General features: G+C 74.3%; 14 protein-coding genes. 2 read left to right on the forward strand and 12 right to left on the reverse strand.

Annotated elements, in window-relative coordinates:
* Positions 1–87: 87 nt before the first annotated feature.
* Positions 88–561: a DUF1772 domain-containing protein gene (locus tag RLT58_RS35440; RefSeq protein ID WP_311314834.1), complete on the forward strand. Its 474-nt coding sequence runs from the start codon at positions 88–90 to the stop codon at positions 559–561.
* 489 nt (positions 562–1,050) lie between these two features.
* Positions 1,051–1,182 (forward strand): hypothetical protein, encoded by a 132-nt coding sequence (locus RLT58_RS35445; RefSeq protein ID WP_311314835.1) that lies wholly within the window; start codon positions 1,051–1,053, stop codon positions 1,180–1,182.
* Between the two features lie 27 nt (positions 1,183–1,209).
* Here RLT58_RS35445 and RLT58_RS35450 read toward each other — a convergent pair whose 3' ends face one another.
* From RLT58_RS35450 to RLT58_RS35505, 12 genes are all read right to left on the reverse strand, one after another.
* Positions 1,210–2,451 (reverse strand): AMP-binding protein, encoded by a 1,242-nt coding sequence (locus RLT58_RS35450; RefSeq protein WP_311314836.1) that lies wholly within the window; start codon positions 2,449–2,451, stop codon positions 1,210–1,212.
* Between the two features lie 87 nt (positions 2,452–2,538).
* Entirely contained in the window at positions 2,539–3,360 is an 822-nt protein-coding gene (locus RLT58_RS35455; RefSeq protein ID WP_311314837.1) for an AfsR/SARP family transcriptional regulator, read from the reverse strand.
* Between the two features lie 244 nt (positions 3,361–3,604).
* Complete coding sequence (locus RLT58_RS35460; RefSeq protein ID WP_311314838.1) at positions 3,605–4,444, reverse strand: 4'-phosphopantetheinyl transferase family protein; 840 nt, start codon at positions 4,442–4,444, stop codon at positions 3,605–3,607.
* A complete protein-coding gene (locus tag RLT58_RS35465) occupies positions 4,434–6,251 on the reverse strand; it encodes a beta-ketoacyl synthase N-terminal-like domain-containing protein (protein ID WP_311314839.1) in 1,818 nt (605 codons plus the stop codon). The genes RLT58_RS35460 and RLT58_RS35465 overlap by 11 nt, the downstream gene beginning before the upstream one ends.
* A gap of 21 nt (positions 6,252–6,272) precedes the next feature.
* Positions 6,273–7,043 (reverse strand): phosphopantetheine-binding protein, encoded by a 771-nt coding sequence (locus RLT58_RS35470; RefSeq protein WP_311314840.1) that lies wholly within the window; start codon positions 7,041–7,043, stop codon positions 6,273–6,275.
* Positions 7,044–7,188: 145 nt separating this feature from the next.
* A complete protein-coding gene (locus tag RLT58_RS35475) occupies positions 7,189–7,974 on the reverse strand; it encodes an AfsR/SARP family transcriptional regulator (protein ID WP_311314841.1) in 786 nt (261 codons plus the stop codon).
* A gap of 153 nt (positions 7,975–8,127) precedes the next feature.
* Positions 8,128–9,720, reverse strand: a complete 1,593-nt coding sequence (locus RLT58_RS35480) for an acyl-CoA carboxylase subunit beta (RefSeq protein WP_399132045.1) — start codon at positions 9,718–9,720, stop codon at positions 8,128–8,130.
* Positions 9,721–9,756: 36 nt separating this feature from the next.
* On the reverse strand, positions 9,757–9,957 hold the full coding sequence (locus RLT58_RS35485) for an acyl-CoA carboxylase subunit epsilon (protein ID WP_311314842.1): 201 nt from the start codon (positions 9,955–9,957) through the stop codon (positions 9,757–9,759).
* A gap of 84 nt (positions 9,958–10,041) precedes the next feature.
* Positions 10,042–12,054, reverse strand: a complete 2,013-nt coding sequence (locus tag RLT58_RS35490; RefSeq protein ID WP_311314843.1) for a condensation domain-containing protein — start codon at positions 12,052–12,054, stop codon at positions 10,042–10,044.
* Positions 12,051–12,869, reverse strand: coding sequence for a 4'-phosphopantetheinyl transferase family protein (locus RLT58_RS35495; RefSeq protein ID WP_311314844.1), 819 nt, complete (start codon positions 12,867–12,869; stop codon positions 12,051–12,053). Before RLT58_RS35495 ends, RLT58_RS35490 begins: the two co-directional genes overlap by 4 nt.
* Before the next feature lie 34 nt (positions 12,870–12,903).
* Positions 12,904–14,268, reverse strand: coding sequence for a hypothetical protein (locus RLT58_RS35500; RefSeq protein WP_311314845.1), 1,365 nt, complete (start codon positions 14,266–14,268; stop codon positions 12,904–12,906).
* A gap of 19 nt (positions 14,269–14,287) precedes the next feature.
* Positions 14,288–15,205: an SRPBCC family protein gene (locus tag RLT58_RS35505; RefSeq protein WP_311314846.1), complete on the reverse strand. Its 918-nt coding sequence runs from the start codon at positions 15,203–15,205 to the stop codon at positions 14,288–14,290.
* Positions 15,206–15,259 lie beyond the last annotated feature (54 nt).

Raw genomic sequence — 15,259 nt, forward strand, 5'->3', positions numbered from 1 at the left:
CAACGCTAGCATTTAAATCGACGAACTCTATAGTGTCATTGATAGATGATGGAGCATTGACTTGCAGACCGACGAAGGTGGTTGTTGATGGAAGCGCTCCTGCAAACGCTGGCCGTGGTGGCCACCATGGCCAACGCGGTCGTGTACGGCACCGACGTCTTCTCCGCCCTCGTGCAGCGGCCCGCCATGGCCCATGTCGACGACGTGGTGCTCACCAGCACGATGGGACAGATCCACCGCTTCGGGGACCAGCGGATGCCGGTCCCGGGCGTGTTCGGCCTGGTCGCGACCGTGGGCACCACGGTCGTCGCGGCCTTCGACGGCAAGGCGGTGACGGCGGTCGCGGCCGGCGTGGCGGCCGTCGCCCTGGTGGTGTGGCTGACGGTCTACAACAAGATCAGCGCCCCCGTGAACAAGGAGCTGACCGACGCGGCGCTCGACTGCCGCACCGCTCCCGACGCCCGTGGCCTGCAGCGCACCTGGGACAGCGTCATCAACGCCCGGGTCGCCCTCCAGGCGGTCGCGCTGGGCGGGATGTGCGTGGCGCTCGTCGCTTCCTGACGACCCGCGGACCGGCTTGTGCGGGAGGGGGCCCACCGATGTCGGTGGGCCCCCTCCCGCACAAGCCGGTCCGGACGGACCTACTGGAGCGCGATGTTGCCGAGAACCGCCTCGTCGGAGTCCAGCTCAAGGGGCGCCTCGAGCACGGGGTCGGGCTCGGTCTTCGGGGTCTGCTTGCTCTTACCGGCCACGAGAGGCCTCCTTCGTCATGAACGACACCTGGCGAATTCCCTATTGAGATTCGCTGGCGTTCCGATGGCCGTCAACCCGCCTTTTCCCGAATCGAGCGCCGCTCGAGAAAAGCCCCGCCTCTTTTCCCGGACGTCGATTGCCGTAAATGCTTCTCGAAGATCTCTCGTGCGGACGTCATGCGTTCTTCCAGCAATCCTCTAGCGGGTCACGGGAATCTTTCGATGGCCCGGTCTGCGTCCGGGCCGTGACCTGCCCCGTTCCCGTCCGCTGCCAGGGGGTCGACCGATGAGGCCATGCGTGTGCGTCCCTTACGGACCCGGACCCGGCTCCCGACCGCGCGCGCACCGCGCCGAGGGCAACGGACAGGTGAACGACGAGCCGGCCCAGGAGGCCCAGTCGGACGAGGACATCGGCTGGCCCCGGCGCTGAGCCGGGGGCGGCCCCGCGAACGGCCCCTCAGACCAGCGCGGGGGTCCTGGGCGCGGGGGCCTTGCGGGTCACCAGGTGCAGCCCGCCGTCGAGGTCGAGGTAGCCCACGTCACCCGTGGCCAGCCAGCCCTCGGGGTGCCCGGACGGCACCTGCGGCCCCCGTATCTCCACCTCGCCGTCGGACCACACCGGCGCCGGCACCCGGCTGACCGGATCCACGACCCGGCACTCGGTGCCCGGCAGCGGCGCCCCCACGGCCCCGCGCTCCGGCAGCGAGCCGGGGGCCTGGGCGTGCGAGAGGGCGCTCAGCGCGCCGACTCCGTACCCCTGGAGCACCGGCACCCGCAAGGTGTCCCGCAGCCGCCGGGCGATGCCCGGCTCCAGGGCGGTGCCCTCCGAGAACACGGCCCGCAGATGGCCGGTGGGCGGGAACTCGCCGTGCGTGGCGAAGCGTTCGTCGTCGGTCAGCCGGGCGAGCCGGGCCGGGAAGCCGTAGTAGTGGGTGGCCCGCAGCCGGCGGCCGACGGTCATCCCCGCGCACGGGTCCGGATCGGCGACCAGGACCTGTTCGGCCCCCGCGTGCACGGCGGCCGCCAGCAGCGAGGGGTGATAGGCCTGCATGTGGTTGACCACGACGCTGTCGGCGTCCAGCCGGTGGGCGATGGCGGCCTGCGCGGCGTTGGCCAGCAGATGGCGGTGGCTCAGGCGCAGTTCCCGTACGCCCGCCGTGGCGTGGGCGACCCGCTGGACGCAGACCACCGCGTCGGCGTCCTTGAACGCCGGGGGCAGGGCCGGGCCGGCGCCGGCGTCCAGCAGTACCTTGAGCGGCACGCTCCCGCCGCCGCCGGCGGCGGCGGTGTCCGTGCAGACCACGGTGTGCAGCCCGGACGGGCGGGCCTCGCTCCCGGCCAGCGGCCCGGCCGCGGCGGCGGGCAGGAAAGCGATCTCGGCCCCGGCCGCCGCACAGATGTCGCGCACGGCCTCCGGGCCCGCCGCCGGATCGGCCAGGGCCAGCACCAGACCGCTGCGCACCGCACCGAAGTAGACCGCCGGGAACACGGCGTCCAGGGTGCACGCGGCGACCACCGCGGCATCGGCCCGCCGCGCGGTGCGGCGGATGCCGAGGGCGATCCGGTCGGCCTCACGGTCCAGTTCGGCGAAGGTCAGCGTGCCCTCCGCCGTGGTGAGCGCCGGGCGGTCCGCGAACCGCTCCGCGGCCCGGCGCAGCAGCCCGTCCAGCGGACTGTCCAGGTGTCTGAGCACGGCCACGGTGACCTCCTGGCGCCGGGAACGGGGCGGGAACGGGGCCCCACTCTCCGCGCCGGTACTCGAGAGGTCTTCGAGACGGGGTGGACGTCACGCGGCGAACAGATCGAAGGTCGACGAGTGCCGCGGACCGGCCAGGACGTCGAGCAGCGGATCGACCGCCAGCATGGCCTGGTGCAGGCGCTGCAGCTGCGGAGAGGGCTCCACGCCCAGCTCCTCGATGAGCCGCATCCGCAGCCTGCGGTAGGCCTCCAGCGCCGACGCCTGCCGGCCCGAGCGGTACAGGGCCACCATGAGCTGCGAGTGCAGCCCCTCGTGCTGGGGGTGGCGTGCCGTCAGCTCGGTCATCTCGGCGATCAGTTCGGCGTGCCGTCCGAGCCTGAGCTCGGCGTCCACCCGCCGCTCCACCGTCATCAGCCGGCTCTCCTGGAGCCTGCGCACCTCGATGTCGAGTATCGGGCCGATCCGCACATCCACGAGCGCCCCGCCCCGCCACAGGTCCAGCGCGGCCTTGAAGCGGGCGGCCGAGACCGCGTTGTCACCGGTCTCGAACGCCGCCTGTCCCTCGCGGACCAGGCGCTCGTAATCGTGCACATCGACCGATTCCTCGGGGATCTGCAGCAGGTACCCGCCGTGCCGCGTGGCGAGGATGTCCTTGGCCCGGCTGGGGGTGTCGGTCCCCATCGCCGTGCCCAGCCGCCTGCGCAGCTGAAGGATGTACGTCTGCAGCGTGGTCAGCGCGCTCTGCGGCGGGGCGGTGGACCAGATCTCCTCCATCAGGGTCGGCACGGGCATGACTCTGCCCGGGTACAGGGCGAGCAGTGCCAGAATCTGCCGCGGTTTCCCCGCGGACGGAACGATGGATCCCCCGTCGACCTCGGCACTCAACGGACCCAGAACCTGAATCCTCACGGTCTCCTCCGTACTCGTCGAGTTCCTTGTCTCGCTTTCCTTCCGGTGGCCTGAATTCTGCCTCCGCTGCAGGCAAACTAGCGGGATTCTCGAACATTCAGTAAATTCCTCAAGCGCTTCTCGAGCGAATTCCCAAGGGCGCGCCGCGCATTTGATCAATGCCGTGCTGGATCTTCCGCGCGCACACGAAAGAGGGCAGCGCGGTCTGTTTTCGCCGCCGGAAAACCAGCAGCGCACAGGGCATTCAGACGCGTTCGCCCACCGGCGGCGGCAGCGGGAACTCCTGCGGCGCCGAACGGCTCCAGGGGAAGCCCAGGTTGAGGTGGATGGCCGCGTCCCCCGCGGCGGCGGGCACGGCCACGGCGACCAGCACCCCGGGCACCGGCTCCAGTTCGACGAACCGCCAGGGGCGGGCCTCGTCGTCGGCCGGCGGGGTGAAGGCGCGGACGCCCCGCTCGTCGTCGAGCGTGAACTCGAAGCTGTCGAACGGGATGCCCAGGCCGAGACCGCGCGCCTTGGAGTAGGCCTCCTTCAGGGTCCAGATGCGCAGCGCCCGCCGGTCGCGTTCGCGGCCCGGGCCCGGCTGCTCCGCCCAGGCGCGCTCAGTCGGGGCGATGGCGTTCAGGATGGTGGCGACGGCCTGCTGGTCGCGGTCGTCGACGCGTTCGACGTCCACGCCGATCCGGGCCTGGCGCACGATGCCGAGCAGGTTGTAGCCGCCGGCGTGGGAGAGGTTGAAGTCCAGCACCCCACTGTCCTGGGAGAGCCGGTCGGTGGCGGGGCGCAGGAAGGGGCGGCCGCGCGCCGAGCGCCAGATGACCAGCTCGGCCTCGGCGCGTCCGGCCTCCAGCGACAGCGCACGCCGGACGAGGGTGTGGGCGATCAGGTACTGGAGCCGGTCGCGCTCGAAGAGGAACTTGCCCGCGGTCTTCTGCTCCCGGGCGTCCAGCCAGTGGTCGGCCAGCAGCCGGGCCGTCTCCGGGTCGAGGCCGTCGTTGGGGCACAGCCACAGCGTCACCGGGGCGGTGTCCGGCGCCCGTTCGGTGTCCACGTCGGCCTCCCGGGTGCGCAGCTCAGCCGTCACCGCGCGCTCCCCCGGCGTCCGAGGCGGTGTCCCCGGCCGGCCACGACCGCGCGGGCAGCAGGGCGCCCGGCGGCAGGTCGAGCACGGGGGCGGCGCCCGGGGCGGTGTCGCGGGCCAGCACGTCGACCCCGGCCAGCCACAGCCGCGTCAGCTGCTCGTACCGGCGCCCCCGCCACAGCGCCGCGACATAGCCGCGGGTCTCGGCGAGCCCCGTCAGCAGCAGCGGATCGGCCGTCCCGTCCCGCAGGTCCGCGCTGCGTACGGGGGACGGCCCGGGCCCGGCGACGCCGTCCGCGAACCCGGCCAGCGCCTCGGCCAGTTGCGCCGTGCCGTCCACCACCACGGCCAGCCGGCAGTCCATCACGGCCCGCCCCAGCCGCAGTTCCCGGGCCACGGCGCCGGGCCCCGGTGCGGCACGGCCCGCGTGTTCGAACGAGCCGAGCCAGTCCGCGAGGCGCCCTGCGGTGGCGGCGAGATGCGCCGGGGTGGCGGCCGACAGCAGGACGAGCTGCGGCCCGCCGTCCTCCTCCGGATCGCGCGGCGCGACGGCGGTGGCCGGCGGCGGTTCCCGCACCACGAGGACCGCGTGCGGGGCGTCGTCCTCGTGCACCCCGACCAGTGCCGTACGCGGCCCGGCGCCGGGGCCCGCCTCCCAGGGGGCGGGACGTTCGCGGGCCGGGCCCGGCAGCAGGACCGCGTGCCGCAGCTGGAGTACGGCGCGCAGCAGCGCGGCCGCCCCGGTCGCGGCCCCGGCCCGGCCCACCCGGGCCGCGGCGCCGGCCGCGTCCTCCTCCAGGACCAACGGCCCCTCGCCCGTGCGGTCCAGGACCCGGTGGCGCAGCCGGTCGCGCAGGGCGGCGGAGGTGCCGCGTCCGGGATGCCCGACGGCGCTCGCGGTCAGGACGGCGTGCACCCGGTCCCCGGCGGCGCGCGCGGCGGCCAGCGGCTTGAGCAGGATCACGGCCACGCCCTCGCCGCCGCCGTCGTGGTGGCGTCCGGGGTGCAGGCGCAGTTCGGCGGCGGCGACCAGGGCCGCCGCGCACTCACCGGCGCGCAGCGCGCCCAGGGCCTGGTGCACGGCGGTGAGGAACGAGGAGGCGCCGGTGTCGACGTTCTGGCTGGGGCCGTGCAGGTCCAGGACGTGCGAGAGACGGGCGGCGGTGTGGAGGTGGTACCCGGCGGGCCCGGACCGCCCGTCGGCGAGCCGGGCGTAGTCGCGGGAGGTGACGGCGGTGAAGACGCCGACGTCACGGGGTTCGCCGTCCGCACCGGTCAGCGCGTCCAGCCGGGCCCCGGCGTGTCCGGCGCCCTCCAGTGCCTGCCAGGCGCAGTGCAGCAGCAGCCGTTCCTGGGGGTCCATCGAGGCGGCCTCGGCCGCCTCGATGCGGAACGGCGCGGGGTCGAAGGCGTCCACCCCGTCGAGGAAGTACCCCTGGGCGCTTTCCCCTTCCCCGTCCTCGGCGCCGGGCCGCCCCTGCGGGACCGGCCCCGGGCCGTCCGGCGCCCTGAGCCCCGCCTCCCAGAAGGCGGCCGGGCCGTCGGCGCCGGGGAACCGGCAGTCGACGGCGACGACCGCGTATCCCTCGTCGGCCGGGCGGGCGGCGGGCGGGGGCACGGTCCGGGGTGCGGGGCGGCGCTCGGGCGCGGCGGAGGGAGGAGCCGGAGCCGCACCCCTGTCCGGAGCCGTTCCTCTGGCCGGAGCCGCCGCACTCTCCGTCCCCGTACCCGCCCCCGACAGCAGCGCGAGGACCTGCTGACGGTCCAGGGCGCCGCTCTTGAAGCGCGTCAGGATTTCCCTGTTGTCCATGGGCTCAACGCGTCCTTCGCCTCAGGCGGTTCTGGTGTCGAGCAGTCCGGCCGCCTGGTCGATGCCGATCAGGTCGTCGCGAACGGCATCGAGCAGCGCCTCGATCTCGGCGGTGGTCCGGGGCGCGGCGAACGGCGCCGAGGTGCCGGCCGGGAGGGCGGGCTCACCGCCGCCGGTGGCCGCGCGCTCCTGGATGTGGGCCGTCAGGGAGGCGAGGTCGGGGTACTCGTAGAACAGGGCGGACTGCTCGGCCAGGCCCCAGGTGCGGTTGATCCCCTCGACGAACTGCGCGGCGAGGATGGAGTCCAGGCCCAGCACGGTGAAGGGGGCCGTGGCGTCGATGTCGCCCGGCGCGCAGCCGAGGATGCGGGCCAGCTGCCCGCGCAGGGTCTCCGGGACCCCGGCGCCGGACACCGCGTCCGGGACCGGCGGCGCGACGGGCGGTGCGACCGGCCGTGGTACGGCCTGGGTGACCGGCTGGGCGACGGGCTCCGGGGCGTGCAGCTCGGGGGCTGCGCCCAGCCGTTCGGCGACATGGGCGGCCAGGTCCTGGGGCGTCGGGTACCGGTACAGGGCGTCGGCGGGTACGGAGATCGCGTACCGGGCGTTGACCATCGCGAGGAACTGGGCGTTCAGCAGCGAGTCCATGCCCAGCGCGGTGAAGGTCTGCCCGGCGTCGACGGTGTGCGCCTCGACGTGCACGAACCCCGCCAGGATCGCGGTGAGCTCGGCGAGCACGTCGGCGACGGGCGTCTGCGGGAGGTGCGGGGGCAGCGGGGGCGCGGCAGTCATGGTGGGCTTCTCCAAGCGGGTCGTCTCGGGTGGCCGTCTGCGCATTGTGCTGTCGTGGCCCGCCCCGCCACATCGCCGTACGGGGTGAACCGGCCCCCGGTGCCTCGCTCCTGCGAGGGAGCGGGGCACCGGGACCGTCCGGGGGTCAGCCCGCGGCCAGCAGGGTGTCCCCGGCCGGTTCGGCGGCTGCGGCCTGGATCGAGTGCTGGAGCCGCTGGAGCCTCGGCGACGGCTCCAGGCCCCGGTCGCGCAGGAGCGTGGTGCGCAGCTGTCCGTACGCCTGGAGGGCCTCGCCGCGCCGGCCGGAGCGGGCGAGGGCCAGCATGAACTGCGCGTGGAGGTTCTCGTGCGCGGGGTGGCGGCTGGTCAGGACGGTCAGTTCGGAGAGCAGTTCGCGGTGGCGGCCCAGATGGAGGTCGGCCTCGATGCGCTGGTCGAGCGCGCACAGCCGGCTCTCCTCCAGCCGCGTCACCTCGGTCCGCAGCAGCGGCCCGTGCTGGACGTCGGCGAGAGCCGTCCCCGTCCACAGCTTCAGCGCCTGGCCGAGGCGGGCGGACGCCTCGGCGAAGGCCTCCGCGTCCATGGCCCGGTACCCCTCGCCCACCAGCCGCTCGAACCGTCGTACGTCGGTGTCGCCGCCGGAGACGAGCAGGTAGCCGCCCGGAAGGGTCATCAGGACGTCCTTGGCGTCGCCGCCGTCGAGCGCCCGGTTGATGCATTCGCGCAGCTGGAGCACGTAGGTCTGCAGGGTGGTCCGGGCGCTGCGGGGCGGGTGGCCGCCCCACAGCTCCTCGGTGAGATCCGTGACCGGTACGACGCGGTCGGCGTTGAGCGCGAGCAGGGACAGGACCTGCCGTGGTTTCGGCGCGGTCGGGGTGATGGACACCCCGTTCTCCCGCACAGCCAGCGCTCCCAGTACGTCGATGTCCAACGCCGTCTCCCTCACGTCCTCGGGTCCGTGCCCCGGCCCGACATCAAAACAGCACAAGCGGTCTGCCGAGAGCGTACCGGTCGTGCTGTTTTCTGTCAGCGCAACGGTGATCCGCTTCCGCGGGGAGACGGGAAGCGGACCGGACCCGGCGGACTACTGCGGGGGGTTTCCGTGCTTGCGGGACGGCAGATCGGCGTGCTTGGCGTGCAGCATCGCCAGGGACCTGACGAGGACCGCACGGGTCTCGGCCGGGTCGATCACGTCGTCGACGAGCCCGCGCTCGGCCGCGTAGTAGGGGTGCATCAGCTCGGTCTTGTACTCCTTGACCATGCGGGCCCGCATGGCCTCCGGGTCCTCCGCCTCGGCGATCTGCCGGCGGAAGATGACGTTGGCCGCGCCCTCGGCGCCCATCACCGCGATCTCGTTGGTGGGCCAGGCGTACGTGAGGTCCGCGCCGATGGACTGGGAGTCCATGACGATGTACGCGCCGCCGTAGGCCTTGCGCAGGATCAGCGAGATCCTCGGCACCGTCGCGTTGCAGTACGCGTACAGCAACTTCGCGCCGTGGCGGATGATCCCGCCGTGCTCCTGGTCCACCCCGGGCAGGAAGCCCGGCACGTCCAGCAGGGTCACCAGCGGGATGTTGAACGCGTCGCAGAGCTGGACGAAGCGGGCGGCCTTCTCGGACGCCTCGATGTCCAGCACACCGGCCAGGGACTGCGGCTGGTTGGCGACGATGCCCACGACCTCGCCGCCCACCCGCGCCAGCGCGCAGATGATGTTGCGCGCCCACTGCTCATGGACCTCGAGGTACTCCCCGTCGTCGACGAGCTCCTCGATCACCTTGGCCATGTCGTACGGGCGGTTGCCGTCGACCGGCACCAGGTCCAGCAGGACGTCCGAGCGGCGGTCCACCGGGTCCGCGGTCGGCGCCTTGGGCGGGTTCTCCCGGTTGTTCTGCGGCAGCATCGACAGCAGGTAGCGGACCTCCGCTATGCAGGTCTCCTCGTCGTCGTACGCGAAGTGCGCGACCCCGCTGGTCTGCGCGTGCACATCGGCGCCGCCCAGCCCGTTCTGCGTGATCTCCTCACCGGTGACCGCCTTCACGACGTCCGGTCCGGTGATGAACATCTGCGAGGTGTCCCGCACCATGAAGACGAAGTCGGTCAGGGCGGGGCTGTAGGCGGCGCCGCCCGCGCACGGGCCGAGCATCACGCTGATCTGCGGGATGACACCGGACGCCTTGGTGTTGCGCTGGAAGATCCCGCCGTACCCGGCGAGCGCGGACACACCCTCCTGGATACGGGCGCCCGCGCCGTCGTTGAGCGAGACCAGCGGCGCACCCGCCGAGAGGGCCATGTCCATGATCTTGTGGATCTTCTCGGCGTGGGCCTCGCCCAGCGCCCCGCCGAAGATCCGGAAGTCGTGCGCGTACACGAAGACAGTGCGGCCCTCGACCGTGCCCCAGCCGGTGATCACACCGTCCGTGTACGGCTTCTTCGCCTCCAGGCCGAACCCGGTCGCCCGGTGCCGGCGCAACTGCTCGACCTCGCTGAACGACCCCGGATCGAAGAGCAGCTCGATGCGCTCGCGCGCGGTGAGCTTGCCCTTCGCGTGCTGGGCCTCGGTCGCCTTGGTGCTCGGTCCCCGCTCCGCCGCCGCACGGATCTCGTGCAGCTCCGCCACGCGACCGCGGATGTCGGCCGGCTCGAGCTGGTCGGTCGCGGGGGCGATGGTCATCGACATGTCGTCAGATCCCTTCCTGGGACGCGGGTGTCCGCGTCATTGCCAGCTGCGCGGAGCTCGGTAGGCCAGCTGCCGGCTCCACTGCGGAAAGCCGCTGATCGGATACCCCTCCTGCTGCTCCTGTCGGGCGTCCGCCCGCAGAGCGAGCAGCACCACCGTGAGCGCGGCCAGCTCCTCCTCGGTGGCCCGCCCGCGCTCAATGCGCAGGGCGGCCTCTGCGCGGCCCGAATCACCCATGCCCCACCTCCAGCGTTTCCGACACCGTCGGTCAAGCCGCTAAAGAACCGCTCCGGCTTTGCTGGAGAAACGCTCAGCAGCAGCTCAAAGGCTCTTGGCGCGCACGGACTCCAGGCCCGTGGCGAGCGCGCGGGCGCACTCGGGACCGCTGCCGACCCCGGTCATGACGACGGCCGTCACCACGTCGTCGCCGGCCGTGCACGCGATCTCGTAGGCGGCGGTGCCGCCCGGCCCCGCCCCGCACAGCACCAGCCGCCGCGCCGGCCCCAGCAGCTGCCGCAGGGCGTGCGGGGCCGCCGCCCGGCCGGCCCGCAGGCTCACGATCCGCTCCGGGCCCCGGTGGTCGCGCACCAGAGCCTCGTACGCGCCCTCCGGAACGCCCGGGGTCCGCACCAGGACGATGACGTCCGCCGCCGGGCCCCCGGGCCGCAGCACCACCAGGTCGGGCCCGTCCTGTTCGGGCGGCCGGGGGATCACCCGGGGCACCTCGAAGCCGTCCAGGAGGTCCAGGACCTCCCCGACGGTGGCCCGCGGATCCCGGTGGTCGGGCAGCGAGCGCAGCAGGCGTACGCAGTGCGAGAGCAGGGCCGACGCGTCCACGTCGCCCAGGCACTCACGGTCGTACATCGCCGTCAGGGCCAGCCCGCCGTCCGTGTCGTGATGCGCCGCCAGAGCGAGCGGCAGCCCGGGATGGGCGCTGATGCTGCGCGGGGTGTCCACCTGGATGCCCTGGCCGCGCAGCTCGGTGAGCAGCGCCTCGGGCAGTTCCAGCCGGCTGTCGAACACCACGCCGGTCCCGAAGAGTTCGGCGTCCGGGTCACGGCCGCTCCAGACCCGGACCCGGTCGGCGGGCACCCACGCGTGCACGGCCAGGTCCAGCGCGGCGTCGCGGGCCTGTTCCAGCAGGCTGTCCAGCCGGGTGCCGGGGTCGACGGTGACCGTCATCGGCAGCGGATTGCCCAGCAGTCCCGGAATGCCTCCCGCGCCCTCCATCGGCACGTCCCGGCCCGACAGATGCACGCCGAAGCTGACCGGGGCGGGCGCGGTGGCCGCCACCGCCCGGTACAGCAGCAGCGCCCACACGACGTGCAGGGCGCTGGACTCGCCGGCCCCGCGCATCGCCGCCCAGGTCCGCAGCCGGGCGGTCTGCGGGGGCCGCAGCCGGCGCTGGACGCGCCCGATGCCGGTGTGCCCGGTCGGGCGCCCGCCCACCAGGCCCGGGCGCACGATCGCCTCCGGCGGCGGCGCGGCCGTCGCCCAGTAGGCGCGCGCGGCGCCGGTGTGCTGCCGGGCCAGCCACAGGGCGTGGTCGCGCACATCGGGGCGCCGGTCGCCGCCGGGCAGCACCCCGCCGCGCGCGTACGCCCGGTAGAACTCCCGCAGCAGCAGATGGACTCCGCGCTCGTCCAGCAGCGCCCGGTGGTAGGTGAGCAGCACCCGGGTGGGCGGCCGCTCCCCCTCCGGGTTCGGCGGCCCGTCCAGCAGCGTCACCCGCAGCAGGCCGGGCCGGTGCGGGGCGAAGCTGCGTGCCCGGTCGCGCTCGACCAGGTCGCTCCAGGAGACGGCGGTGTGGTCGAGGTGGGCGATCTCGATCTCGGCCCACTCGTGCAGCACGAGCCGGGGCAGGTGCGTCCAGTCGAACGAGGCGCGCAGGACGGTCTCGCGGTCGGCGACGGACAGCCAGGCGTCGGCGAGCCGGCCGAGGTCGATGGGCCCGGTCCAGTTCCAGGCGAGCTGGCCGACGTGCCCGTCCGCCGGGCCGGTCACCGCCGCCCGGATCAGATCGCGCTGGTGCCCCGCGGCGGCGACCGTGTCGCGCGCCCCGGCCGCCAGCGCCAGGACATCGGCGAGGACCGCGGCGCCGGGCCGGGCCGGGGGGCCGTGCGTGGGGGCGATGCGCAGGGTGTGGCGGCCGGTGCCGGCGGCGTCCACGGTGACGGTGTACGCGCGGTGGCGCTGGGCGACCCGGGCCGCCACCGCCTCGGCCCGGCCGGTGCCGAGCGGTCCGCACAGCTCCAGTTCGAAGGGCAGGCCGGAGGCCGCGGGCACCGGCTGGTGGACCGCCGCGAGCACGAAGTCGACCCGGCCCTCACTCATCGGGGGTCCGGGCTCTGCGGGGCGGACGGGGACGGGGACCAGGCCGCCGCGCCGGGCTCGGGCAGCGGGGACACCGTGACGCCGGGGTGGCGGCGGTGCGCGATGCTCGCCAGATACCGGCCCTGGACGACATGGGTCGCGAACTCCCAGGCGGGGGGCGTGTCGTCGGCCAGGACGGTGCGCCCCTGCGCGTCCCGGCCGAAGGCGATCGAGGAGAAGCGGCGCCGCAGGCCGTGCCCGAGCGCCTTGGTGTATGCCTCCTTCAGGGTCCACAGGTTCAGCATGCGCAGCGCCCGTTCGGCCTCGGGCAGCGCGGCGAGCGCCTCGGCCTCCTCGGGGGTGCAGACGTGGTCGCGCAGCAGCTCGAAGGAGACCGGGCGGCCGAGGGGTTCGACGTCCACCCCGACCGGCCCGGTGGCGCTCACGCCGACGACGAGGACGTCCTCGGTGTGGGCGAGGCTCACCTCCAGTTCCTCGCCGAGGCCGCGCAGCTGGGGGCGGCCGCCGGGCCGGTAGGTGAGGTCGAGGGAGCCCGGGGCCGTCTGGAGGGCGGCTGCCGCCGTGTGCCGTATGACCATCCGGGAGACGGCGAAGCGGAACCGGCCGGCCGCGCTGGGGGTGTGCCGGTAGCGCTGCCAGTCGCCGCCCAGCAGGGCGCGCAGCTCCGGGTCCAGCAGGGCGGCGGTCAGCCACTCGCCCCAGGTGGTGTGCACGATGACGGGACGCGCGGATTCCAGGACGTCGCGCACCGGCTCCCAGGGCCCGTCGGGGCCCGCCAGGTGCAGCGGGGCCGCCGGGCCGGGTGCGGTGTTCACGGCCTGCTCCCCGGGGGTGCGTTCCACGGCCCGCTCACCACAGGAGTCTCGTGGCGTACACGTCGACGTCGACGTGGTGCCGGACCCGGTGGGCCAGCACGGCCCAGACGCCGTCGCGCGGATCGGTCAGGCCGGTGGGCAGCGGCACGCCGAGCCGTTCGGTGACGCGGGCGAGGGCGAGCAGCGCCCAGTCGGGGGTGCCGATGTAGGCGCCGGGCACATCGGCGGCGGCCTCGCGCACGCCGAGCACGGCGGCGGCCAGCAGGAGCAGGGCCTTGCGGTCGGCCAGGGCCCGTACCGAGGCGTCGGCCGGGTCGGCGTGGGCGGCCCGGCGCAACGGCAGGAGCAGGGTGCGGTGTTCGGTCGTCAGCCGCCGGGCGGCACGGGCCAGCGCGACATGGGCGGGGCCGGACGCGTCGGCGAGGCGCGCGGCCGCCGCGGGCAGGGTGGCGGTCAGGGCGTAGTGGTACCCGTCGGCCGGAAGGTCCTGGGCGACCGGCTCGCCGAGCCGGAACAGGGTGCCGGCCCAGGCCCCGTCCTCGTACGGCTCCACGCCGGCCGGGCCGGACCGCGCGCGCACCAGCTTGGCCTGGCCGACCGTCGAGGCGAACCAGTCGACCGCGGCGTGCGGCAGGTCATCGGCGATCTTGCCGAGTGCGCGGGCGCGGGGGCTGCCGGGCCCGGAGCCGGTCTCGTGCAGCACCAGGTCGAGGGCGCTGCGGACGTCACCGACGATCTGCGGCACGACATAGCCGACGGCGGCGGCCAGGGCGGGCGTTCCGGCGTCGGGCAGTTCGAGGGAGCGCAGCGCGACGGCGAGCAGGCTCTCGCAGGCCAGCAGGTCGGCGAAGCCCTCGGCGAGCGTGCCGTGCCACTGGCGTACGGCAGGCTCGTGACGGCCGCGGGCGTCGACGACCCGCACGGCGTCGCGCAGGACGGTGCCCGTCACCGCGATGAGCGCGGCCGGTCCCAGCAGCGCGGCCAGCTCGCCCGCCCGCGCGGGCGCGCAGCCGGTGCCGTCGTCCGCGACGAGCAGTGGCCGTACGCCCCATGCCTGACTCAGCGCCAGGTCGCGGCGGAAGAGCGGGCGCAGGGCGCGGGCGAGCTGCTCGGGCGTGCTGAAGTGCCCGCCGGCCGCGCTCGGCACGAACTCGGCCCGCAGGTCCTCGGGCACGGGCAGCGCGTCGGTGTGCGCGCGGTCGGCGAGGGCGGCGCGGCCGAGCGGGTTGTCCGCGTCGTCGGGGTCGCCGAGCAGCGCGTCGAGCCGCAGGGCGCGCAGGGCGGCGCCGACCGGGGGCGGCAGCTCGGCGTACGCGCGCGCGGCGGTGCGCGGCGGCGCCGTCCCCGAGGCGGACGGGCCGCCCGGCGCCGTGACCGGTGCCGGCCGGGTGAGGGTCATCGGAGCCTCCTGATCGTCGTCATCGCAGGCGGCGGACAGCGCTCTCCGCATGCCACTTGGCCAGGCCCAGCGCCTCGGTGCTCGCCCGGCCCAGCCACGTACGGACGTGGTGGCGGGCGTCGGCCGGGGTGGCCTGCTCGCCCAGGGCCCGCCCGATGGCCTCTTCCCTGAGCATCACTTGGTGGGTGGAGACGACCTTCACTCCGGACTCGTCCGGCAGCAGCGACCACTCCCCGCTGTGCGAGGCGATCGGATCGGGGGTCAGGGTCTCCTTGTAGACGATCCGTCCGGCGTGCGGGAAGCACAGCCGCACGGTCTCCACGGTGACGGTCTCGCCGCTGTCCTCGGCGCAGGTGTCCATGGCGGCCAGCTGCACGCCGGGCTGGTCCTCCCGTACGAGGGTCCACTCGACGTGCGGAATGAGCTCGACCCAGTCCTCCATGCGGTAGAGGAAGTCGTAGACGAGCTCGCTGGGGCCCTCGACGTGCACGCTGTCCTCGAAGCCGACGAGCAGTTCGTCCAGCCGCTCCCAGCGCTCGGCCGTCTCCTTGACCTGCCGCAGCCGTTCGGGCACGTCGTGGGAGGCGGAGGCGCCGTCCTGGCGCAGGGTCAGCGTCGAGCCCTCGTCCTCGGGCTCGACGCTCCAGCGGCCGGTGACGGGCGCGTCCGCCCGGTCCCCGGTGCGCTGCTCGAAGCCGATGGACCTGGTCCGCGGGTCGAGGGTGCGGCGCAGGTGCGAGGAGCGGACATGGCCGTCCGTCAGGTCCCAGACGCGCAGCTGTTCCTCGACGCCGTCGAAGTCCATGCGCTCGACGTGCAGGAGGGAGGGCAGGAAGACGGGCCAGCGCACGGCGTCGGCCAGCATCCCGTACACGACTCCTGCCGGGGCGGCCACGGACATGGTGCGCTGGGTCGAGTGCCCTCGCTCAGCCGACATGGCTGCCCTCCTCCTGATGCCCACAGGCTGCGGCGCACACCTTGAGAAGCCCTC

It is taken from the genome of Streptomyces sp. ITFR-16, assembly GCF_031844705.1.
Classification (GTDB): domain Bacteria; phylum Actinomycetota; class Actinomycetes; order Streptomycetales; family Streptomycetaceae; genus Streptomyces.

Excerpts from the sequence above, each read along its gene's own strand:
- RLT58_RS35470 (WP_311314840.1), bottom strand. The coding sequence starts at position 7,043 with ATGACTGCCGCGCCCCCGCTGCCCCCGCACCTCCCGCAGACGCCCGTC.
- RLT58_RS35505 (WP_311314846.1), bottom strand. The coding sequence starts at position 15,205 with ATGTCGGCTGAGCGAGGGCACTCGACCCAGCGCACCATGTCCGTGGCC.
- RLT58_RS35440 (WP_311314834.1), top strand. The coding sequence starts at position 88 with ATGGAAGCGCTCCTGCAAACGCTGGCCGTGGTGGCCACCATGGCCAAC.
- RLT58_RS35465 (WP_311314839.1), bottom strand. The coding sequence starts at position 6,251 with ATGGACAACAGGGAAATCCTGACGCGCTTCAAGAGCGGCGCCCTGGAC.
- RLT58_RS35480 (WP_399132045.1), bottom strand. The coding sequence starts at position 9,720 with ATGTCGATGACCATCGCCCCCGCGACCGACCAGCTCGAGCCGGCCGAC.
- RLT58_RS35485 (WP_311314842.1), bottom strand. The coding sequence starts at position 9,957 with ATGGGTGATTCGGGCCGCGCAGAGGCCGCCCTGCGCATTGAGCGCGGG.
- RLT58_RS35490 (WP_311314843.1), bottom strand. The coding sequence starts at position 12,054 with ATGAGTGAGGGCCGGGTCGACTTCGTGCTCGCGGCGGTCCACCAGCCG.
- RLT58_RS35500 (WP_311314845.1), bottom strand. The coding sequence starts at position 14,268 with ATGACCCTCACCCGGCCGGCACCGGTCACGGCGCCGGGCGGCCCGTCC.